At 61.1% G+C, this 22255-nt stretch carries 16 protein-coding genes; 4 read left to right on the top strand and 12 right to left on the bottom strand.

Annotated features, from left to right (window positions below; translation table 11 throughout):
- Positions 1–42: 42 nt before the first annotated feature.
- From NQ050_RS05695 to infC, 10 genes are all read right to left on the bottom strand, one after another.
- Positions 43–1251, bottom strand: coding sequence for an acetylornithine transaminase (locus NQ050_RS05695; RefSeq protein ID WP_257038323.1), 1209 nt, complete (start codon positions 1249–1251; stop codon positions 43–45).
- Between the two features lie 66 nt (positions 1252–1317).
- On the bottom strand, positions 1318–2271 hold the full coding sequence (argB, locus tag NQ050_RS05690) for an acetylglutamate kinase (RefSeq protein ID WP_257038322.1): 954 nt from the start codon (positions 2269–2271) through the stop codon (positions 1318–1320).
- Between the two features lie 94 nt (positions 2272–2365).
- The gene (gene argJ / locus NQ050_RS05685; protein ID WP_257038321.1) at positions 2366–3529 is read right to left on the bottom strand and encodes a bifunctional glutamate N-acetyltransferase/amino-acid acetyltransferase ArgJ; all 1164 of its coding nucleotides are present in this window, start codon (positions 3527–3529) and stop codon (positions 2366–2368) included.
- 115 nt (positions 3530–3644) lie between these two features.
- Positions 3645–4748 (bottom strand): N-acetyl-gamma-glutamyl-phosphate reductase, encoded by a 1104-nt coding sequence (gene argC / locus NQ050_RS05680; protein WP_257038320.1) that lies wholly within the window; start codon positions 4746–4748, stop codon positions 3645–3647.
- A gap of 245 nt (positions 4749–4993) precedes the next feature.
- Positions 4994–7507, bottom strand: a complete 2514-nt coding sequence (gene pheT, locus NQ050_RS05675; protein ID WP_257038319.1) for a phenylalanine--tRNA ligase subunit beta — start codon at positions 7505–7507, stop codon at positions 4994–4996.
- A gap of 44 nt (positions 7508–7551) precedes the next feature.
- The gene (gene pheS, locus NQ050_RS05670) at positions 7552–8598 is read right to left on the bottom strand and encodes a phenylalanine--tRNA ligase subunit alpha (RefSeq protein ID WP_373456436.1); all 1047 of its coding nucleotides are present in this window, start codon (positions 8596–8598) and stop codon (positions 7552–7554) included.
- A gap of 217 nt (positions 8599–8815) precedes the next feature.
- Positions 8816–9628, bottom strand: a complete 813-nt coding sequence (locus NQ050_RS05665; protein WP_257038338.1) for an RNA methyltransferase — start codon at positions 9626–9628, stop codon at positions 8816–8818.
- Between the two features lie 245 nt (positions 9629–9873).
- On the bottom strand, positions 9874–10257 hold the full coding sequence (gene rplT / locus NQ050_RS05660) for a 50S ribosomal protein L20 (RefSeq protein WP_257038317.1): 384 nt from the start codon (positions 10255–10257) through the stop codon (positions 9874–9876).
- A 92-nt stretch (positions 10258–10349) separates the two neighbouring features.
- Positions 10350–10544, bottom strand: a complete 195-nt coding sequence (gene rpmI / locus NQ050_RS05655) for a 50S ribosomal protein L35 (protein ID WP_257038316.1) — start codon at positions 10542–10544, stop codon at positions 10350–10352.
- A gap of 31 nt (positions 10545–10575) precedes the next feature.
- Positions 10576–11097 (bottom strand): translation initiation factor IF-3, encoded by a 522-nt coding sequence (gene infC / locus NQ050_RS05650; RefSeq protein ID WP_257038337.1) that lies wholly within the window; start codon positions 11095–11097, stop codon positions 10576–10578.
- Between the two features lie 364 nt (positions 11098–11461).
- Between infC and NQ050_RS05645 the strand changes: the two genes are divergently transcribed.
- The gene (locus NQ050_RS05645; protein ID WP_257038315.1) at positions 11462–13567 is read left to right on the top strand and encodes a hypothetical protein; all 2106 of its coding nucleotides are present in this window, start codon (positions 11462–11464) and stop codon (positions 13565–13567) included.
- On the opposite strand, the gene uvrA is transcribed toward NQ050_RS05645, so the two are convergent.
- Complete coding sequence (uvrA, locus tag NQ050_RS05640; protein ID WP_257038314.1) at positions 13545–16394, bottom strand: excinuclease ABC subunit UvrA; 2850 nt, start codon at positions 16392–16394, stop codon at positions 13545–13547. The genes NQ050_RS05645 and uvrA overlap by 23 nt on opposite strands.
- Positions 16395–16580: 186 nt before the next feature.
- On the opposite strand from uvrA, the gene NQ050_RS05635 reads away from it, so the two are divergent.
- The 3 genes from NQ050_RS05635 to NQ050_RS05625 all read left to right on the top strand — a co-directional run bounded on the left by NQ050_RS05635 (position 16581) and on the right by NQ050_RS05625 (position 21133).
- Entirely contained in the window at positions 16581–17267 is a 687-nt protein-coding gene (locus tag NQ050_RS05635; RefSeq protein WP_257038313.1) for an MBL fold metallo-hydrolase, read from the top strand.
- Between the two features lie 344 nt (positions 17268–17611).
- Positions 17612–18565, top strand: a complete 954-nt coding sequence (locus NQ050_RS05630; protein ID WP_257038312.1) for a DoxX family protein — start codon at positions 17612–17614, stop codon at positions 18563–18565.
- Between the two features lie 204 nt (positions 18566–18769).
- Entirely contained in the window at positions 18770–21133 is a 2364-nt protein-coding gene (locus NQ050_RS05625; RefSeq protein WP_257038311.1) for an ATP-binding domain-containing protein, read from the top strand.
- Positions 21134–21140: 7 nt separating this feature from the next.
- Here NQ050_RS05625 and NQ050_RS05620 read toward each other — a convergent pair whose 3' ends face one another.
- Entirely contained in the window at positions 21141–22004 is an 864-nt protein-coding gene (locus NQ050_RS05620) for an alpha/beta fold hydrolase (protein WP_257038310.1), read from the bottom strand.
- Between the last annotated feature and the right edge of the window lie 251 nt (positions 22005–22255).

Raw genomic sequence — 22255 nt, 5'->3', positions numbered from 1 at the left:
CCTTGAGCCTCGGGCCTTGGGTCTTGAGGCTTGAGCTCGTCGTTAAGCTTTATCTACCTGCGTAAGCACGTTGGCGATGCGCTGGACTGCATCCTCCAGTTCTGCGTCGGTGATCACCAGCGGTGGCGTGAGGCGAAGCACCTGCTCGCTCGGGGCGTTGAGGATCAGCCCGTTTTCGAGCGCGGTGCTCACTGCCTGCTTAGCCACGGGATTGTGCAGTACCACGCCGAGCATCAGACCGCGGCCGCGAACTTGCTGCACCTCGGGAAGTGCCTCGAGCGCCTTCCGCAGCTTCTCGCCTTTGCGCTGAACTTCGGCGAGGAACTCAGGCGTCAGTTCCTCCAGCACCACACCGGCCGCCGCGCAGGCCAGTGGATTGCCGCCAAAGGTTGTGCCGTGCTTGCCGGGGCTAAACAGCGTGGCAGCCTTGCCGTGGGCCAGCACCGCGCCGATCGGCAGACCAGCGCCGAGGCCCTTCGCCATAGAAATGATGTCTGGAACTACCCCGGTCGCGTGCTCGAAAGCCCAAAATTGGCCGGTGCGCCCGATGCCGGTCTGGACTTCATCAACGGCGAGGAGGATGCCGTGTGCGTCGCAGAGCTCGCGCAAGCCCTCGAGGAATCCCTCCGGTGCGGGGATCACGCCGGTCTCGCCCTGGATCGGCTCCAGGATGATGGCGGCGGTTTCCGACGGATCGTGCTCCACCAATTTCCGCACATAGTCCAGGTCCCCGTATGGGAAAAACTCCACACCCTGCGGCAGTGGCGCAAAAGGCGCCTGCTTGTCCGGTTGGCCAGTCATTGCCAGCGCACCCATGGTACGGCCGTGGAAACCGTGGGTGGCTGCCAGGATCCTTGAGCGGCCAGTCAGGCGTGCAAGCTTGAACACGGCCTCGTTAGCCTCGGTGCCTGAGTTACAGAAGAACAAGCGCGTGCTTTCGGCGTTCTCTTCTCCGGCAACCCTGGCGAACTGCTCTTTCAGCTTGGCCGCAACGTTCAGCACCGGCTGGGTGGCAAACAAATTGGAACTGTGCGCCAATGTTGCCACCTGCTCGCTCACAGCGGCCACCACCTTAGGGTGGCCGTAGCCAAGCGAGTTCACGGCGATGCCCGCGAGCATGTCAATGTAGGTCTTGCCGTCTACGTCGACCAAGGTGGAGCCGTTACCGCTGGCCAGGGCTACCTGTGGGGTGCCGTAGTTGTCCATCAGCGTGGACTGCCAGGCCTGCTGGGCGTGTTCGGTGTTTGTCATGGGTGGTCCTTTTGCGGTGAGTTTTTTGGTCAGATTGAGCAGTTGGTGTGGTTGGAGTAATTGGACTTAGCGCGGGACGGCTGCGCGATACACAGTTGATTCGTGTTCGGTTTCTTCCTGAACGTCCTGCACATCGGGCACCACCATGGTGCCAATGCCGCCTTCGGTAAGCAGTTCCAACAACACACTGTGGGCAAAGCGGCCGTCGATCACGTGCGCCGCCTGAACCCCCGCTTGCACCGCATTGAGGCAGCTTTCCATTTTGGGGATCATGCCGGAGTCTAACTGCGGCAGGAGGGAAGCCAATTTTCCTACCTTGATCTTTGACACCAAGGAATCGCGGTTTGGCCAGTCGGTGTACAGGCCTTCCACGTTGGTGAGGATCAACAGACGCTCTGCACCAAGGGCTGCAGCGAGGGCGCCGGCTGCCGTATCGGCATTGATGTTGAACACCTCACCGTCCTCGCCTGGGGCGATGGTGGACACCACGGGAATCCTGCCGGCTTCAATGATGTCCATGAGGGCGGAAGCGTCCACATGGGTGATGTTGCCAACCTGGCCGATGTCCGTGAGCTGGCCGTCGATCTCAATCAGGCGCTTTTCCGCGTGGAACAGCCCGGCGTCCTCGCCGGAGGTACCCACCGCCAGCGGACCGTAGGAATTAATCAGGCCTACAAGATCGCGGCCAACCTGCCCAAACAGGACCATCCGCACCACGTCCATCACCTCTGGAGTAGTCACGCGGAAGCCGCCCTTGAACTCACCTTTCATGCCCAGGCGGTCCAACATCTCATTGATTTGTGGGCCACCGCCGTGGACCACCACGGGCTTCACGCCAACGGTGCGCAGGAACACCATGTCCGCCGCGAATGCTCGCTTAAGGTCCTCATCCACCATGGCGTTTCCGCCGTACTTCACCACCACGATCTTGTCGCGGAAGTGTTGCAGCCAGGGCAAGGCCTCAGCGAGGACGTGCGCCCGATCCTGGGCAGTGAGCTGGTCAATAGCTTCAAAATTCACGGCAGGAGGCCCTTTCTTTATGGCTCGCAACGGCAGTGTGTGACAGAGAGCCCGGTGTGGTTTGGTGGTGTGCGTTGTGATAGCAGTTCAACTACTAGCTGGAGTATGCAGAATTGATTTCCACATAGGCGTGAGACAGGTCGGTAGTGCGCACGAAGGCTTCACCTTGCCCGCCAGTTCCCAGATCCACGCGCACATCGATGTCTGCTCCGCTAAGGTCTACGTCGCGAGCGCCCGGCGCACCAGTGGAGCCTACGCATACCGGCTGGTCATTGAAATACACCGAGATGTTGTCTGGGTCCATGTCTGCCTGGGCCATGCCCACTGCGGCAAGCACCCTGCCCCAGTTGGGGTCGGAGCCGAACATTGCGCACTTGAACAGATTGTCGCGCGCGAGGGTGCGAGCTGCCTCGAGCGCCTGCTCGTCGGTACTGGTGCCGGTGACCGTGACTTTGACGCGCTTGGTCACACCCTCGGCGTCGGCTTGCATTTGATCGGCGAGCGCCGCGCATACCTGCAGCACCGCGGCCTTGAACTCCTCAGCGTCCACACGCACGCCGGAGGCCCCGTTGGCGAGCAGCAGCACGGTGTCATTCGTGGAGGTGGACCCATCGATGTCCAGGGTGTTAAAGGTAACGGCACTGCCCTGCTCCAGAGCCTGCTGCGCAACGTCCGCGGAAACATCGGCGTCCGTGGTGAGGCACACCAGCATGGTCGCCAGTGAAGGAGCCATCATGCCCACGCCCTTGCCCATGCCGCCGATGGACCATCCTTCTCCCTGGTAGAAGGCTTCTTTCGCCACGGTGTCCGTAGTCATGATGGATTCAGCCGCCACGTGTCCCGCTTCTTCGGCGTCGCTGAGCTGTTCCACCAACGCCGGGAGTGCTTGTTGCATCTTGGGCACTGGCAGGACGTCGCCAATCAGCCCGGTGGAGCACATCGCTACGTCAAGGGCATCCACCCCAAGCAGTTCTGCAGCCTGGTCCACCAGGAGCTTGGCGTCGGCATCGCCCTGCGCACCGTTGCAGGCGTTGGCATTGCCGGAGTTGTACAGCACCGCGTGCAGCGTGCCAGATTCCAGCGCCTTCCTGCTGAGCTTCACCGGCGACGCCACCACACGATTCCTGGTGAACACACCAGCCGCCACGAACTTCGGCCCAAGATTGCGCACCAGCGCCATGTCCTTGTTGCCGGAGGGCTTAATGCCCGCGACGAGCCCCGAGGCCTCAAATCCGGCTGGGGTGGTAATTCCGCTCATGGTGTCTCCTTGAGTTGCGTGTAAAAGTGTGGCGTTGATGGTTTTAAGGGGGCTTTCCGACGCGCCGACGCGCCGTTTCCAGCAAGAGACAAGTGCGCCGCGCTGGAGCAGGTGCTTAGGGGGCTACGGCGTTTCGCGGCAGACCTGCGGTTTCTTGGAGGCCGAGCGCAAGGTTCATGCATTGCACGGCGGCCCCGGCGGTGCCTTTGCAGAGGTTGTCGATTGCCGTGGTGACCAAAAGCTTCCCGGCGGCCTCATCCACCTCAACCTGGAGGTGGCACATGTTGGACCCCACCACGTTTTGCGTTTGGGGCTGCTGGCCTTCGGGCAGGATCCGCACGAATGCTTCCCCGGCGTAATACTCCGCATACGCTTGGCGAACATCCTGCAGCTCCACGCCCTCGCGCAAGAATGCGGTGGCGGTGGTAAGGATTCCGCGAGGCAGCGGCGCCAAGACCGGGGTGAAGCTCACCTTCGGTTCGAGTGCTTGCCCCTTGGCGCCATGGGCCGCGGCACCCGCGAGGTTTTGCCGAATCTCCGGGTTGTGGCGGTGCTTACCGGCCGTGTTGTAGGCCTTGAGCGAACCCATGGTCTCAGAACCAAGGAGGTCCACGTTGGCCTTCTTCCCGGCGCCGGAAACGCCGGTGATGGACACGATGTTCACGTCCTGCTCCACCAAGCCGGCCGCGAAGGAGGGTGCCATGGCCAAGGTAGCCCCGGTGGGGAAACACCCTGGAACCGCTACCCGCTTGCTGCCGCGGAGTTCCTCGCGGTTGTGTGCCACCTCGGGCAAGCCATATGGCCAGTGCCCGGCGTAGGTGCCGCCGTAGTAGGCGTCCCAGTCCTGTTCGGAACGCAAGCGGAAGTCAGCGGCGCAGTCGATAATCACGGCATCCTCGCCGAGTTGCGTTGCAATTTCCGCCGAGTGCCCGTGCGGCAACGCCAGGAACACCACGTCATGGCCCGCTAGGGTTTCCTGAGTGGTTGGCTCAATCACGCACTCTGCGAGGTCGCTGAGATGGGGCATGAGCTCACCCACTGTCTTACCCGCAGTTGAGGCCCCGGTGAGCGCCCCGATCTGGATTGTGCCGTCGAGATACGCTGGATGCGCAAGCAGCAAACGCAGGATTTCTGCACCCGCATAGCCAGAAGCGCCGGCAACGGCTACGCGGATCACGCCTGATCCGGATGGGTTGCCGCTAGATTGAGTTTCACACATGGAGCAATACTAGCATTTATGCGCAGTGTTGCAAATTATTCAACTACTCCCCCGGACTTCCAGGCCAAACGGGAAAATTATGCAATATTGCATAGATTTATTCGGTCCTGAACCCCGTGTTCGGTTGGGAGCGAACACGGCCAGTGACCATTTGGGGGCGTCGGAACCGCCCCAGACACAAACACCGGGAAAGACTCACCCCTAGCCACCCCCTAGCCTTTCCCGGCGTTTGTCCTTCATCGCGCTTAAGCGCGCATGCTTGCCCCGAACACTTCCTCGGCGCGCTTCGCGGCAGCCAGACGGCCCTGGGAGCACTCTTCATCCGTCAGGGTGCGGTCCTTCGCGCGGAACACCAGGGAAAACGCCAGGGACTTCTTGCCCGCGCCAAGCGACTCGGAGCGGTAGACGTCAAAGAGCTCCACGCTCTCCAGCAGTTCGCCGGCGGCTTCCGCGATCAGCGCACGCACGCTTTCTGCAGCAGTCTGCTCATCCACCACGAGCGCCAAATCCTGGTTGAGCGCAGGGAATGCGGAAAGCACCGGCGCCGGCAGGTTCTCCTCAAACGGCAAGGCCGTGAGGTCAATTTCCATAGCGCAGGTACGCGCGGGCAGGCCCAGGCGCTCAAGCACCTGTGGGTGAAGCTCACCGGCGTGGCCCACCACCTGACCCGCGACCTTCAGCGCAGCGCAACGGCCCGGGTGCCACGGCAGTTCCTCGGCGTTCTCCAGCTCCAGGCGCACACCCGCCGCACGAGCCACAATCTTTGCGGACTCAATGGCGTCTGCGTAGGAGTAGGCGCGCCCTTGCCCCCAAGGGCCGGCGAACTCAATGTCACCGGTGGCAACGGTTGCGGCGTGCAGCGGCTGGTACGGCAGCGACTCAAGGAGCTGCACAACTTCGCTTTCCGACGGCCGCACGCGCACATCCAACATGGGGCTGCGGCCCTCACCGCGAGCAAAGGAAACCTGCTGCACACCAAAAAGGCTGAAGTCGCGCTGACCACGGGCCACGTTGCGGCCCAGAGCCTCCAGCATGGAAGGCAGCAAGGTGGTGCCCAAGATGGCGTAGTCCGCATCCAGCGGGTTCTGTACCTTTACCACCGCGCGGCGTGGATCGGAGGCATCAAGGCCCCACTGCTCAAAGGTGTCGTTCTTGATGAACGGGGTTGGCAGGATCTCCGCGTAGCCGTGATGCGCAAGCGTGTGGGTAACGGCGCGACGGCGCTTCTGCGCAGCGGTAAGGCCTGCACCCACGGGTGCGGAAGGCACGATGGTTGGGATGTCCTCCAACCCCTCAAGGCGCAGCACCTCTTCCACCAGGTCTGCGGTCATGGTGATGTCATGGCGCCAGGTTGGTGGGGCGACTTCCAGCTCGTCGCCTCCGTCGGAGACCGTTACCACGCAGCCAACTTCTTCCAAACGGGAAACCACAGTCTCGCGGGTGTAATCAACACCGGCAATCTCCGCAGGACGCTGCGCACGCATGGAAATGGCTGCGCTTTGTGGCGTCTCACCCACCAGGGTGCGCTCGGCCTCGATGGTGCCGCCGGCGATGCGCACCAGCAACTCGCAGGCCATGTCCAACGCAACCTCAATGATCGCTGGGTCAACTCCGCGCTCGAAGCGCCTGGAGGCCTCCGAGCTCAGCTTGTGGCGGCGCGAAGTACGGGCCACGGTGATCTGGTCCCAGTTCGCAGCCTCAAAGTACACGTTTGTGGTGGTGTCTGCGATTTCCGACGAACTACCGCCCATCACCGCGGCGAGGGACTGAATGCCGGAGTCATCTGCAATCACCACGTCCTCTGGGTCCAATGTGCGCTTCACATGGTCCAGCGTTTCCAGCGTCTCGCCTGCCTGAGCGCGGCGTACCACCAGGCCACCTTGGATCTTGTCCGCGTCGAAAGCGTGCATTGGCTGGCCAAGCAGCAGCATGATGTAGTTGGTCACGTCGGTAGCAGGGTTCACCACGCGCTGCCCTGCCAGCATCAGCTCACGCTGCAGCCATAGTGGGGATTGCGCGCTTGGGTCGATGCCACTGACCTTGCGCAGGCCAAAGCGGCGCGCCTTGGTGTCTGCCTCCACGCGCACCTGGAGCGACTCCGCGGTGGGCGCAGGTACGCTTGCCAGGTCAAAGCCCGCGATCTCGGGGTGCAGCGCCACATCCTTGAAGGAGAGGTTGAACGCGGAGGCGAGCTCGCGGGTGAGACCTCGCGCGGAGAGAGCATAGCCGCGGTCTGGGGTGATATTGACGTCAAAGACGGTATCCGCCAGGCCGAGGATTTCGCGGGCGTCCGTGCCCGGCTCGGCGAGGTTGGCTTCCAGGGTGATGATGCCGTCGGACTTATCTGCCAGGCCCAGCTCAGCAGCCGAACAGATCATGCCCGCGGACATGCGGCCGTAGGTCTCGCGCGCGGCGATGGCGAAATTGCCAGGCAGCACGGCGCCAGGAAGGGACACCACAACGAGGTCGCCCTCAGCGAAGTTGCGAGCGCCACAGACGATGGACTGCAGCTCACCCGTGCCGTTTGCTTGGCCAACGTTCACCATGCAGTGGCGAATCGGCTTTTTGAACCCTGTGAGTTCCTCGATGGTTTCCACCCGGCCAACTACCAATGGGCCTGTGGTCTCTGGGATGGACTCGTATCCTTCCGTTTCAAATCCAACGCGCACGTAGCCCGCATCGAGCTCGGCTGGGGTGACGGACCACCCTGGGTTTGCGGCGCCGAGCAAAGAGGTGACCCAGTTTTGCGTGATAAGCATGGGAAAAGTTCTCCTGAAGTGAAAAGTTGATGTGCGAGCTGGGCTTAGGCCTGAATGCCGAATGGGAGGGTGAAGCGGACATCGCCTTCCACCATGTCACGCATATCGGAAAGGCCGTTGCGGAACTGCAGGGTGCGCTCCACCCCGATGCCAAAGGCAAAGCCGCTGTATTCTTCTGGGTCAATTCCCGCCGCGCGCAGGACGTTGGGGTTCACCATGCCGCAGCCGCCCCACTCAATCCAGCCGGCGCCGCCCTTCTTGTTGGCAAACCACACATCCACCTCAGCAGATGGCTCGGTGAAGGGGAAGTAGTTGGCGCGCATGCGGGTCTTCGCCTCGGGACCGAACAGGGTCTTGGCCAGGTGATCCAGGGTGCCGCGCAGGTGGGCCATGGTGAGGCCCTTATCCACCGCGAGGCCTTCAACTTGGTGGAACACTGGGGTGTGGGTGGCGTCGAGCTCGTCGGTGCGGAACACTCGGCCTGGGCACACCACGTAGATGGGGACGTCACGCGAGAGCATGGTGCGCATCTGCACTGGTGAGGTGTGCGTGCGCAGCACCTGCAGCGAGCCCTCGTCGGACACATGGAAAGTGTCCTGAAGCGTGCGGGCGGGGTGGTCCGGGATGAAATTCAGGGAGTCGAAGTTGAAATACTCCGCCTCCACCTCAGGTCCGTCGGCCACCTCGTAGCCCATGGCCACAAAGATGTCCGCGATGGTCTCACTCAAGGTGGTGATTGGGTGCAGCGCACCAACTTGGCCGCGGGTGGTGGGAACAGTCACGTCAACCCGCTCAGCCACCAGCACCTCAGCGTTGCGCTTTTCCTCCAGCGTGGCCTTGGCTTCAGCGTATGCCTTTTCGACGCGCCCGCGCGCCACATTCACCAGGCGGCCAGCGTCCTTGCGCTGGTCTTTCGGCAGGGAACCCAATGCTTTGCGGGCGGATGGGATCGGTGCATCATCACCGAGGTGATCCCGCCGGGCGGTAGCCAACTCCTCAAGGTCATTTGCTGCCGCAAATGCTGCTTCAGCGGTTTGGGCCGCGGTTTGCAAAGCTTCTTCAGTGAGCTGATCAACAAGCTGATCAGTGATCTGATGTTCAGACACCTTGGGGTTCCACCTTCATTTCCTTGAGTTTGCCCTGGTCAATTTAGCGTGAGTGTGAGCGGCGTGAGCCTTTGGAAGCGGCGTGAACGCCTTGAGTTTCACCGTTTCGCTGATGCTCTGCAGCTTGCCGGCAGGTCAGCTTCGGGTTGCCGGTAGGTTCACGCTTCCAGGGCCACGCTTCAACCTGCACATCATACCCGCATTACTGCCGAAAAAGCGCCTTGGCAGATTCATAGAGGCAGATCGATGCCGCGGTAGCCAAGTTCAACGATTCCGCGCGCCCCCGAATCGGAATACTCACCCGATGGTCTGCTGCTTCCAGCAGCTCGGGTGGGAGGCCGTGGGCCTCGTTTCCAAACAGCCATGCGGTTGGTTTCTCCAACAGCTCTCCGGCCTCATCGAGGTTCACTTCTCCTCCCGCGGTGGTGGCCAAAATCTGTAGGCCTTTTGCACGGAGATTGCCCAGCACGTCCTGTGTGTTGCTCTCCCTGGCTACTGGGAGATGAAAGATGGATCCCGCCGAGGAACGCACCGTCTTAGAGGATTGGGGGTCCACGGTGTTGCCGGCAAACACCACGGCATCCGCACCTACGGCGTCACTGACGCGAATGAGGGTGCCGGCATTTCCGGGGTCATTGGTTTCCACGGGAACGCTCACCAGCTTTGGGGAGCCCGCGAGTGCCTTGCCGATGGTCCACAAAACCGGCGTGCAAGTGGCGAAAATTCCGGTGCTTTGTACGGTGTCATTGAGGTGCTTTGCGGCTTGCTCCGTAATTGGGTGGACATACACCCCCATGTGGCCAGCCGCAGTGAGAATGTCCTGGAAACGAGCTGCCGCCGCCTCAGTGACGTAGACATCCGTTGCCGCCCCGGTTGCCACCGCGGCTTCGACAGAATTCTCGCCCTCAATAATGAACGCACCAGCTTTCTTCCGGGCTTGGGCGCGGTGTAGTTTTGCGGCATTCACCACCCGTGGGGTGCGCTCTGTAAACGGCGTTGTAAAGTCCAGGTCCACCTTCATAAGGGATAAGGCTAGCAGGGTGGGTGTGCGCTGTTCGCTAAGCGTGTACCGCCAAGAGGATCGCGGCTTCCAAACCTTTCCAACGCCCCCGCCTAGCCCCACTTCCGTCTCCACAACCCCAACCCTCACTTCACATGCAGAAAACGGCGCCTCCCTACTTCGGGGAAGCACCGTTTCGTGCACTTTCAGCAGCCCGATTGCGGGGCTGCCACGCTAGCTAAGCTTGCCTGATCCTAGGATTAGGCAGCCTTTGGAGCGTTGACGTCCTCTGGCAGGGCAGCCTTGGCTGCTTCGCAGATTGCGGAGAATGCTGCGAAGTCGTTCACGGCGAGCTCGGCGAGGATCTTGCGGTCAACCTCGATGCCAGCGAGCTTGAGGCCCTGGATCAGGCGGTTGTAGGTGATGTCGTTCATGCGAGCTGCGGCGTTGATACGGGTGATCCACAGCTTGCGGAACTCAGACTTGCGGGCGCGGCGATCGCGGTATGCGTAGGTCTGGGAGTGCAGCCACTGCTCCTTGGCCTTGCGGTACAGGCGGGAACGCTGACCGCGGTAGCCCTTGGCTGCCTTCAGGATTTCGCGACGCTTCTTCTTAGCGTTCAGTGCGCGCTTGACTCGTGCCACTTTGAAACTTCCTTATCGATATTTTGAGAAAAAGGGGGAAAGAGAATGGTGTGCCGTATTCGGCGGCGTAGGCGGCCGTTTGGGCGGAAGGGTTAAGCCTTGCCCAACAGGCGCTTGATGCGCTTGACGTCAGCCTTGTCTACATCCTCAGTGCCCTTAAGGCGACGGGTACGAGTGGAAGGCTTGCCTTCAAGGAGGTGGCGTCGGTTTGCCTGCTCACGACGGAGCTTGCCGGAACCAGTGACCTTGATGCGCTTCGCGGTGCCCTTGTGGGTCTTCTGCTTCATGGATGTTCGTCCTTTGAGTTTGTGAAAGTGTTTACTTCTTGCCCTTGCGCACCGGCCCGAAGACCATGGTCATATTGCGACCATCTTGCTTCGGCTTGGCCTCGACGATGCCGTAGTCTGCAACGTCGTCTGCGAGGCGCTCCAGGAGGCGGAAACCAAGTTCGGGGCGGGATTGCTCGCGGCCGCGGAACATGATGGTGACCTTCACCTTGGAACCCTTTTCAAGGAACCGGATCACATTGTTCTTCTTCGTCTCGTAATCGTGATCATCGATCTTGGGACGGAACTTCTGCTCCTTGACCACAGTCTGCTGCTGGTTCTTACGAGCCTCGCGTGCCTTCTGCGCCTGCTCGTACTTGAACTTTCCGTAGTCCATGATCTTGGCCACAGGTGGCTTCGCGTTCGGCGCCACCTCAACGAGATCGAGGTCTGCGTCGTAAGCGAGCTTACGGGCATCTTCAATCCGGACAATGCCGACCTGTTCGCCGTTAGGGCCAACGAGACGGACCTCGGGAACACGGATTCGCTCATTAATGCGAGCTTCAGTGCTGATGGGAACTCCTCAAGTAGCAAAATGTTTCAATGCGATCTACCGAGCAAGCCAAAGCTGCAGTGTTCCCCGATTCCCCAACCAAAGTTCAACGCCCATGAAAAAATTCCCGCTTGGCCGTGCCGAGCGGGAGATCATGAACACAATAAAGCACTTCGAGTGCTGTACCGTTTGAACCCTGAGCCAACCGGATTGCTCTGGCGGCATGGGGTGGGATGATCTCCACTTGCAACCTAAGCCATGCTTAGGCGGTAGCTCAGCAACACTAACACACCTCTGCATTGCAAAGCAAAACAACACGCCAGCGCTAAGCGCGAACTCCCCGGCCATAGGCAGCGTTTCCCTATACTTCCCTATACTCTGGACCATGAGCAGCGGCAAGAGCAATCCACCAAGCCTGCAGGAAATCAGCGCACGCCTCGAACGTGCCCTCGCCCAACTCGCGTTCACCCAACGCGAACTCGGCGAACTCCGCAGGGAGCTACAGGTGCAGGAGATACAGGAACAGGCAGTTTCCCAGGAACGTTCCGACGTGCCCAGGGCCGCACACAGCGAGGCGGCAGCGGCGCATCCAATTCCTACTCCCACCCCCCGCACGGGACGCTACACCCCGCCGTCGCCTGAGATCACACGTGCACGGGTCGCCGCTTCTTCCTCTTCCGGTCCGAGGTGGTGGGCCGATGACGCCAAGCTTGCCCGGCTCCTTGGGGCCTTTGGCGGCGTCGTGACAGTTCTTGGCCTAGGTTTCCTGGTGTCCCTGGGTGTGGAGCGGGGCTTTGTGACCACCGGGATGCTGGTGGCTCTCGCATTGTTGCTGAGCGCCGCGGTGTTTGGCAGTACGTTTTGGCTGCACGCGCGGAAGTTCCGCACGCCGGCACTGGCGTCAACGTGGTGGACCGGGCTCGTAGGTTTGCTACTGAGTTTGCAGGCAGCGCACGCCATTGTGCACTGGATTGGCCAGGACACGCTTGCGGTACTGAGTTTGCTGCTCGGCGTGGTTGCTTTGGTGTTCGCACATCTGTGGCGGAACCGGGTATTGAGTATAGGTACTGCGATCATCAGCACGCTGCAGGGCATGTGGTTGTACGGAGCGCAGGCCACAGCCGATTTCACCGGCCGCGACCAGGCGGCTGCGGCCTGGTACCCGCTTGGTATTTTTGCTGCACTGCTTCTTCTTCAAACGGTGCTGCGCTACCCGCAGGATTTGCCGGTGGATGGCGGCCAGAATGGCGGGGACCGCGATACCCCACCTCATGCCGGGAAGTTCGCACTGGCGTCGGCACGCCCCGCCAATGGCCCAGACCAAGCACTGTTCGGTGCCTATGTTTCAGCAACACTACTGTTGGCAACAATCGGCTGGATCGCCATGTTCGGTGACATCACCGCTTTGCGGGGCTGGACCTACTGCCTGTTTGTTGCTGTGCTGTTTGCCTTGTATACAACTGCCTGGAGGTTACCGAGCACCGTGGCCCAAGGTGTGGCCAGTGCAACGCTGGGTTCAGGAGGCGGTGCGGAACCGGGCGCAGCATTGACTCGCCTCGCATTGCTTGCACCCCCGCGCTCCGGCCCAAAGATTTGGGCCCTGCTTTTGGTGCCATTTGTAGCGCTCTACCCGGTGTTCAGCAATGGTCCTGGGTTGGCAGTATTCCTCGGCGTGCTCCTAATAGGCGGCTGGGTTGCCGCCAATGGCCATCCGCTGTTGTGGGTGTTGGCCATCTTGCCATTGGTTCGCGCGCTGGAGTTTTTGCCAACGTGGCTCGATTGGCTGCGGCCTATCGCTTTGCCGTTGGCGCTTGCCTGCGTAACCTTCACCTTCCTGCAACCCAAGTACCTCAAGCACGCCGCATGGGTGCTGGTGGCCTGGTGCTTTGCGGTGGTTGTGGTGATGGATCGCTTCCTCCAGGCAGTGGTGGGTTGGAGCATCGATCCACTACGGAACCCATTTGCACTGCTCGCCGGCCTGAGTTTCCTGGTGATCATCGCGGCGATCGTCTCCCGTATGCCGGTGATTCGCCAACTCAGCGACATTTGGAAGATCAGCCTTGGGCTGTTGGCTCTGAGCGCTACGGCATTCGCAGTGGTGGGCATCATCACCCCGCTGGGCGCAATGGTGCTCGACGGCGGCATCAGCGGCCCGGTTGCAAGCAGGGGCTCCACATGGACGGCGTTCTACGCGGCGCACGCGCTGACGTCGGTGGGCTGGATCGGCGTGGCAACCTGGGCGTTGGCCAAGCGCCGCGCGTCACTGGCGGTTGGCACCTTCTTGGCGGTGGCAGGCACCGTCAAGCTGGTGTTCTTTGACCTCGCCGCCATTTCCGGCGTCCCACGCACCGTGGCGTTCCTGGTATGTGGTGTGCTGCTGCTGGTCACGGCGATTCAACGTTCGCGTGACGACGCCCTCAGACGCCCCACTTCCCCAAGCGACACTGAGGTGAAGCCTGAGGCGGCGGCTACACCTGAAGCAGAGGCTTAAGGAATTGCCCGGTGTAGGAACCGGCAACCTGGGCCACTTCTTCAGGAGTGCCTTGGGCAACCACAATTCCGCCGCCAGCGCCACCTTCTGGCCCCATGTCCACGATCCAGTCTGCTGCCTTGATTACGTCGAGGTTGTGCTCGATCACAATCACAGAATTGCCCTTGTCCACGAGGCTTTGGATCACAAGCATGAGTTTGCGGATGTCTTCAAAGTGCAGACCGGTTGTTGGCTCATCCAGGATGTAAACGGTGCGCCCGTTGGAGCGCTTTTGCAGCTCGGAGGCGAGCTTCACGCGTTGCGCCTCACCACCGGAAAGCGTGGTGGCGGACTGCCCCAGGCGCACGTATCCAAGGCCCACTTCCGTGAGGGTGTTCAGGTAGCGGTGGATTGAGGTGATTGGTTCAAAGAACTCCGCAGCTTCAGCGATGGGCATGTCCAGCACCTCCGCGATGTTCTTCCCCTTGTAGCGCACTTCGAGGGTTTCGCGGTTGTAGCGCTGCCCGTGGCACACCTCGCAGGGAACGTATACGTCAGGCAAGAAGTTCATCTCAATCTTCAAGGTGCCGTCACCCTGGCACGCTTCGCAGCGCCCACCCTTCACGTTGAAGGAGAAGCGCCCCGGCTTGTACCCGCGGACTTTGGCCTCTTGAGTTTCCGCGAACAATGTGCGGACCTTGTCAAACACGCCAGTGTAGGTGGCGGGGTTCGAGCGTGGGGTACGCCCGATTGGGGACTGATCCACCTGCACCAACTTGTCCAGGTGCTCCACGCCTTCCACTCGCACGGCTCGGCCAGGCACCTGGCGAGCCCGGTTGAGCTTGTTCGCAAGGGTCTTGGCCAAGATTTGGTTCACCACGGTGGATTTACCTGAACCGGAAACGCCAGTCACGCAGGTGAGCACGCCGAGGGGAAGTTCTACGTCGATGCCGCGCAGGTTGTTTTCTTTTGCACCAACCACCTTGAGCATGCGCTCGGGATCTACTTCGCGGCGCTGTTCAGGAACCCCCAATACCCGCTTTCCGGAAAGGTAGGCGCCGGTGATCGATTCCTCGCAGCTTCCGATGCCCTCCGGCGCGCCTTGGTACACCACCTCGCCGCCATATTCGCCGGCCTTGGGGCCAATGTCCACCAGCCAGTCTGCAGCCTTGATGGTGTCCTCATCATGTTCCACCACAATCAGGGTGTTACCAATATCGCGGAGGCGCTCCAGCGTTTGGATGAGCCGCTGGTTGTCGCGCTGGTGCAGGCCAATGGAGGGCTCATCCAACACGTAGAGCACACCTGCCAAACCAGAACCGATTTGCGTTGCCAGGCGGATGCGCTGTGCCTCACCGCCAGAGAGCGTGCCGGCGGCGCGGCTCAAGCTGAGGTAGTTCAGGCCAACGTCCAAAAGAAAGCGCAGGCGTGCCTGAATTTCCTTGAGGACCGCGCCGGCGATCATTTCTTCACGCGCGCCCAGCTTGAGGTCGTCCAAGAATTCAGAGGCGCCTTCCACGGAAAGTGCCGCCAGGTCCGCGATGGACTTTTCACCGTGGTTCTCAGACGCCAGCCGAACACTCAAGATCTCCGGACGCAGGCGAGCACCTGAGCAGGCCTTACACGGCACTTCGCGCATGTACTCCAGGAGGCGATCCTTCTGTGCTTCGGAATCTGTATTCTCCAGGCGCCGTTCCAACGACGGCAGCGCGCCTTCGAACGCAGAGTTGTAGGTCCGTGTGCGGCCAAAGCGGTTCTTGTAGCGCACGGTCACGTTGTCTTTGGAACCGTGGAGAACCTGCTTCTGCTGTTGTTTGCTGAGCTCGCTGAATGGGGTGTTCGGGTCTACCCCCAACACCGCAGCAAAGGCGGTGAGAAGTTTGTTGTAGTAGCCCTCACCAGCACCAACCTGCCAGGGTTGGATTGCTTTGATCAGCGGGGCGTCTTTATCCGGGATCACCAGGTCCACATCAACTTCAAGGCGGGTACCCAAGCCATCACATACGGGGCATGCACCATAGGGAGAGTTAAAAGAGAAGGATCGAGGTTCCAGCTCATCCACGCCAATCGGGTGGCCATTGGGGCACGCCATCTTCTCACTGAAGCGGCGCACACGCTCGGGCCCTTCCAAATCCACGAATTCTAGCGCGACCACACCATCGGCAAGCTTAAGTGCGGTTTCCACTGAATCGGTGAGACGCTGGCTTTGGGATGCTTTCACCTGGAGGCGGTCCACCACAACGTCGATGTCATGCTTGATTTGCTTTTCTAGCGTGGGTGGGCTGGAAAGCTGGTACACCTCGCCGTCAACGCGCACGCGGGAAAAGCCTTGCGCCGCGAGGTCTTGGAAGAGGTCCACGAACTCGCCCTTGCGGGTGCGTACCACTGGCGCGAGGACCTGAAACTTCAGCCCTTCTTCCATTTCCAGGACCTGGTCCACAATTTGCTGCGGGGTCTGCCGGGAGATCACGGCGTCACATTCCGGGCAGTGCGCGGTACCGGCGCGCGCGTAGAGCAAACGAAGGTAGTCATACACCTCTGTGATGGTGCCGACGGTGGAACGTGGGTTGCGGTTGGTGGATTTTTGATCAATGGATACCGCCGGGGAAAGCCCCTCAATGAAATCCACGTCTGGCTTGTCCATTTGCCCCAGGAACTGGCGGGCATATGCGCTCAGGGATTCCACGTAGCGGCGTTGACCTTCGGCAAAGATCGTGTCAAAGGCCAGCGAGGACTTTCCTGAGCCGGAAAGGCCCGTAAACACTACGAGCGAATCACGAGGCAGGTCAATATCTACACCCTTGAGGTTGTGCTCGCGTGCGCCACGGACAATGAGACGGTCAGCCACGAAGTTTCTTCCCTTTACTGTTTGCTTTGCTCTTCCCGGGGCAGGCCCTCCGAAAACGCGATTGCGTCCACGGACACTCTGCCCACACACTCCCGCTATCATACACTTGTTCGAAGTGACGGCACCAAGCCATGCGCATTCGCCGTTTTCGGGCGCGTGTCCCGCCCACTGACTACCCTGAATGCCATGACCGACGAACAGCACAACAACCTGCCAACGCTCCATCTCGATCAGATCTCCGTTGGGGACATGGATAATAACTGCTACCTGCTCTACACCAAGGCAGGCGGCACAGGGGGTACAGGCAGCACAGGCGGTACAGACAGCACACACCCAGAACACACCGGCCAGGCCCTTTTGGTAGACGCCGCGGACAACGCACACGCTCTCCTGCAACTCGCTGAGCAGCACGGCGTCAAGATCACCGCTGTGCTCACCACACACCGCCACCACGATCATGTCCGCGCCCTCAAAGACGTGCTTGCGGCAACCGGCGCCACTCACTACGCACCTTTCTTGGACGCCCCTGCTCTGCCCGCAGAAGTGGATGTTGAGCTGCATGAGGGCAACACCATTCCGTTTGCCGGCAGGGAGCTAAAGGTCCACATTTTGCGCGGACACACCCCCGGTGGCGCGGCGTTGGTGGCAGAGCTCGAGGGCGTGCCACACATCTTCATCGGCGATAGCCTTTTCCCCGGCGGCCTTGGGAAAACCACTAGCGAAAGCGAATTTGAGCGGCTCTTCCATGACGTCAAGCAGCAAATCTTTGACCAATACCCAGACAACACCGTGATTCACCCCGGCCACGGCGCCTCCACAACCTTGGGCAAGGAGCGCCCCGAGCTCGAAGACTGGTGGGAGCGCCGCTGGTAGCAACAAGGGGCCTCGGCAGGGTTCCGACGCCCCCAAGACCACACATCCCGAGGCCCGAAAGGGACACGGGGTGGCGCGCCGGAGGGGAAAGAAACGACACGCAACCCCGATTCCCACACAGCTCAGCACCGGCGTGCATAAAATCTACTACACCCTACAAACCCCCTGTTCACAGTATCCAAAGGGCAACCCAGTGGCACAGGCAGTCCACCCAAGCTCGCTGCAAACTCTGTACCATTGAAGAGGTAATTGCGCGCGTGGCGTGCAAATGAAACGCAGATAATACGCAATGCCCTTGTGCCCTTGTGCCCTTGAGGGTTTGCTACCAAAGGAGATTGAAGAGAATGATTCGCAAGATCGCTCGCCCGGCACTTGCCTCCGTCTACATCGCGGATGGCGCAGACACCATCATCAACACCGACGCACACGTTGATGGCACCAAGGCTGTGCTGCGCCAGATCCGCACGGTGCTGCCCCGCAAGTACGCAAAGCAGCTCCCCCAGGATGCGGAGCTGGTTACCCGCGCACTTGGTGGCGTGAAAGTTGGCGCCGGTTCCATGCTCGCCCTGGGCAAGGCGCCTCGCCTTTCCGCTGGCACCTTGGCCGTACTGGCGGTTCCCACCATCCTGGCCCGCCACGCGTTCTGGGAGACCCAGGTAAAGGAAGAAAAGATTGCCCGCCGCCAGGGCTTCCTCACCAGCATCGCGCTGCTCGGTGGCCTGGCCATTACCAGCTTGGACACCGAGGGCAAGCCCGGCTTGAAGTGGCGCGCAAACCACGCTGCGAAGCGTGCCAACAAGCAGATTCAGCAGGCACTGCCCACCAAGAGCGAGACCGAGAAGTTCGTAGATTCCGCCCAGGAAAATGCCTCCGTTCTGGCCGCTTCCGCCAAGGGTTGGTTCGGCGATGCCTCGGAGAAGGTTTCTGAGTACGCCGCCAAGGCGCAGGATTACGTTGAAGACAACAAGGATGACTGGTTGGACTTCGCCGGCACCCAAGCTGAGCAAGCCAAGAAGGGTTTTGCCAAGGCTGCCGACCGTGCCTCCGGCTTCTTCGAGGACGCCCAGAATGACGCCTCCTCCTGGTTGCAGCAAGCACAAAAGGATTCCAAGGTTGCCCGCAAGAAGGTAGTGAAGCAGGCTTCTGTTGCGCAGCAGCGCGCAGTGGATGCGCTGGCCCAGGCTGAGAAGTCCACCGGTGCAGCCGCCAAGAAGGCCTCCAAGCAGGCCAACAAGCTGCAAAAGCAGGCTGACAAGAAGCTCGCCCAGGCACAAAAGCGAGTGAAGAAGGCCTTCTAAGCCTCACACTTCCTGCCTCACAGCGCCCCATCCCCGCCAGCAAAACGTGTGGGAGGTGGGGCGCTTGTGCGCGTCGTAACGCCTGATTTTGCGCTACACTGGCACTTCTTTTTGCAGAGTTCTTTGCCTGATTCTCTTTGAGGTGGATGCACTATTTCTTCTTCAGATCACTCCCCGATCGCAGCCGAGCAAGCCTACGTTGACATGCTGTTTCAGCGGCTGGACTCCGAGGTTGCAGCGGCGCAGGAGCGTCTGCGGCAGGTGATGTTGCGTGTGGACCCAGCGAACCCCGATGCCGAAGCGCTGGTGGAACGCGAGACGGAGTATCACGGGCTGCATGAAAAAATTGACAGGCTCAACCTTGCCCAGCTCGGGCTCGTGTTCGGGCGCATCGACGTGCAATCTGATTCCCCTGACCTCATTGATAATCCTGTGCCGGGGCGCAGCAACGTGGATCGCCGCTACATCGGCAGGATGGGGTTGCTCGCAACGGAAGACGATTACCGCTCGCTCCTCCTTGACTGGCGCGCTCCCCTAGCCAGGCCTTTTTACCTGGCCACCACCGCGCACCCGGAGGGCGTGGAGACGCGGCGCCACATCCGCACCCGCGGCAAAACAGTCACCGCCGTTGACGAGGAGATTCTGCAGGGCTCGGCGGGCGAAGGCTCCCAACAGGCCGATCCCACTTCAGCTTCCGGCATTTCCGACGCAGCCGCCAACGTTGCAGGTGAGCAGGCGCTCCTGCGGGCAATCGGCGCGGCACGCACAGGGCACATGGCGTCCATCGTGCAGACAATTCAGCGTGAGCAGGACGAGATCATTCGTGACGAACACCGCGGCGTCATGGTGGTTGAAGGCGGCCCCGGCACCGGCAAAACCGCGGTAGCGCTGCACCGAGTGGCGTACCTGCTCTACACCTGGCGAGAGATGCTCGCCAAAACCGGTGTGCTCATTGTGGGTCCGAACCGCAGGTTTTTGGAGTATATTTCGCGCGTGCTCCCAGAACTCGGTGAGACCGGCGTGGTTCTGGCCACCGTTGGCGAACTCTATCCAGGGGTGAAGCCCACGCCACTCGCCCAATCCGCACTATCCGCGGATGGATCGGGCGCAGGTGCGAAGGAAAGCCTACTCGCCCGCGAGGTGAAGGGCTCCGAGGAAATGGTGACGCTGCTCGACCGCCTGGTGAAGCACCATCAACGCCTCCCCGACTCGGCATCCGGGCGACCAGAAGTGCTGATGGTAGACAACATCGATATTGAGGTCACCGAAGCGATGGTGAAAAAGGCACGAACCCGCGCGCGGCGCACCCGCAGACCCCACAATGAGGCGCAGCCAGCCTTCGCGGAGGCGCTTACCGACGAGCTCGCCCAGGCGATGGCCGCAAAAATCGGCAGCGACCCACTCGGCGGCAAGAACCTGCTTTCCGCAGGTGACGTGGCACAACTCCATGATGACCTCGCCGAAGAGCCCGCCGTCGCTGAACTCGTCGAGCGCTACTGGCCAAAGCTGGAGCCCACCACGGTGCTCGGCGAACTGTTAGGCAGCAAGGCACTCATTGCTGAGATCGCCTTTGATTACGACGAGGAAACCCAAGCCGCCCTGTGGCGCGCCAACCCTTTTGAATGGGCGGAAAGCGACGCCGCCTTGCTGGACGAACTAGCTACCAAAATCGGCGTACTCACTCCGGAGGACGCCGCCGCCCAGGCAGAGGCCAAGTGGCGCGAACAGCTCCAAGACGCCGAGGACGCCCTGGAAATCCTGCGCGGTTCCGCGAACACGGACTTGGATGATGAAACCGACGCGGAAATCCTCTCCGCCCACGATGTGTTGGACGCCGAAGCGCTCGCCGGCCGCCAGGAAGTCCGGGAGATCGCAACCACCGCCCAGCGCGCTGCGGCCGACCACCAGTGGGCCTACGGCCACGTGATCGTGGATGAGGCCCAGGAGCTCACCCCTATGGAGTGGCGCATGATTATGCGGCGCTCGCCCTCCCGTTGGATGACCCTGGTTGGTGACACCTCCCAAACCAGCTCCCCCGCCGGCGTGGACTCCTGGGAGGAAACGCTCGCACCCTACGTTGCCAACCGCTTCCGCAAACACGCACTCACCGTAAACTACCGCACCCCAGCGGAAATCATGGATCTGGCCAACCAGGTCCTCAAGGTGTACGCACCCAACGCACCGCACGCCACAGCGCTGCGCAGCGAACCCGATTCGGTGCGGATGTTTTCCCACGCCGACTCCCACGCCGACTCCCACGGTGACGCGCTTGCAGCAGCAAACACCCTGACTGCCCAAGACCCTGGGCGGTTGTGCGCGGTGATCGCCGCGGAAAGTGCTGTCTCCGAGCTGCGTGACCGCGCCCAACAGGCAGCGCATGACGGGGCTCCGGCGGTGGAGGTGTATTCAGTTTCAGAGGTCAAGGGCCTGGAGTTTGACCACGTAGTGCTCCACGAGCCCGCGCAGATCGTGAGTGAATCACCCCAAGGGTGGCAAGACCTCTACGTAGCACTCACCCGAGCCACCCAAACGTTAACCGTGTGCGGACAAATGCCCGTGCTGGATTAACCGCAAATTAGCCGGTTGGAGTCGCGAGCTTGTCGAGCAAGAAGCGCTCCACCTCAGCCGCGACCCGCAGTGGGGCTTCCTGCATGACGTAGTGCCCGGCGTCGGGAAGCTCCAGGATCGTGCAGTCTGGGTAGGTGCTTCCATAGGTCTTGGACACAGCCTCTGCGGTGATGGCGCGGTCATGCGCGCCGACGATCACGAGCGCGGGGATGTCTACGGTGCCAAGCTCCTCCAAGAAGTTGGCACGAACCCAGGACTGAAAGTAGCCGTCCACGGCTTCCCCGCGGGAATGCTCCGCTGAACTGTGCATCATTTGGTTCAGCCAGGTGCTGCTCAGGCGATTCCCTGTGAGCATATCCATGATTGCGCGCCTGGTCTGCGGCTGTTCACCTGCGGTGGAGTAGAACGCAAAGGCCTGTTCAGGCATGGTGGAGCCGAGCGCCCCTACAGGATTGAGCCCAACTATGGCTGCCACCTGTGGAAGAGAGGCATACTCCCCTTCTCCCCCGCCCTGACGCAGCTTCAGAAGCGTGTGCTGCATATACACTCCGCCCATCGTGTGGCCAAGCAGGATCAACGGCGTAGCCTCGGTGAGCACACCCTCGGCTTGGAGTTGGGCGATGAGCGCCAGGGTGTCGTCGCTGACCTCATCCAGGCTGTAGTTTCCTGGGACGTCAATGCGTGCACCGTATCCACGGTAGTCAGGGAAAATCCAAGTGAAGTTCTCCTGGTCCAGCACCTCCTGCCAAAAGCCCCAATCGGCGCCATGGCCAAACCAACCGCTTAACGCAACCACAACGCGTGGGCCGTTGCCCACCCGCAGGTAGGGCTGCTGAGCTTCTGCCTGAGCAATGTTGTGTTGCTGCGCCATGATGAGACTCTCCTCGTCTAAACCAGTGTCTTTATTGGGGCCCTCACCGCAGTGAGCACTGCGTGGTTACTTGCAGCAAGGCTAGTTGGGGTGTGGCCTGGAACACAAGGGTGCATTTGCAGGCAAAAGCATGCGAATTCCCTTGAAGAAATCCCACCTGAAGTGCAAAGATGCTCCCCCAAGTTGTGCAGAGTGGCGCCTCTTTACCCTGAAGTGAGCAACACTGCGATACCGGAACAGCACCAATGCGC

The organism is Corynebacterium sp. 122RC1 (genome assembly GCF_024580955.1).
In the GTDB taxonomy this organism is placed as follows: Bacteria; Actinomycetota; Actinomycetes; order Mycobacteriales; family Mycobacteriaceae; genus Corynebacterium; species Corynebacterium kozikiae.
Note: the sequence above shows the minus strand (reverse complement) of the source record. Positions and strands in the feature narration are given on the sequence as shown.

What these genes read in the sequence shown, in the direction of transcription:
- NQ050_RS05645 (WP_257038315.1), top strand. Translation starts at nt 11,462, where the DNA reads ATGAGCAGCGGCAAGAGCAATCCACCAAGCCTGCAGGAAATCAGCGCA.
- NQ050_RS05630 (WP_257038312.1), top strand. Translation starts at nt 17,612, where the DNA reads ATGATTCGCAAGATCGCTCGCCCGGCACTTGCCTCCGTCTACATCGCG.
- NQ050_RS05635 (WP_257038313.1), top strand. Translation starts at nt 16,581, where the DNA reads ATGACCGACGAACAGCACAACAACCTGCCAACGCTCCATCTCGATCAG.
- argJ (WP_257038321.1), bottom strand. Translation starts at nt 3,529, where the DNA reads ATGAGCGGAATTACCACCCCAGCCGGATTTGAGGCCTCGGGGCTCGTC.
- NQ050_RS05620 (WP_257038310.1), bottom strand. Translation starts at nt 22,004, where the DNA reads ATGGCGCAGCAACACAACATTGCTCAGGCAGAAGCTCAGCAGCCCTAC.
- pheT (WP_257038319.1), bottom strand. Translation starts at nt 7,507, where the DNA reads ATGCTTATCACGCAAAACTGGGTCACCTCTTTGCTCGGCGCCGCAAAC.
- rpmI (WP_257038316.1), bottom strand. Translation starts at nt 10,544, where the DNA reads ATGAAGCAGAAGACCCACAAGGGCACCGCGAAGCGCATCAAGGTCACT.
- argC (WP_257038320.1), bottom strand. Translation starts at nt 4,748, where the DNA reads ATGTGTGAAACTCAATCTAGCGGCAACCCATCCGGATCAGGCGTGATC.
- NQ050_RS05625 (WP_257038311.1), top strand. Translation starts at nt 18,770, where the DNA reads ATGCTGTTTCAGCGGCTGGACTCCGAGGTTGCAGCGGCGCAGGAGCGT.
- NQ050_RS05695 (WP_257038323.1), bottom strand. Translation starts at nt 1,251, where the DNA reads ATGACAAACACCGAACACGCCCAGCAGGCCTGGCAGTCCACGCTGATG.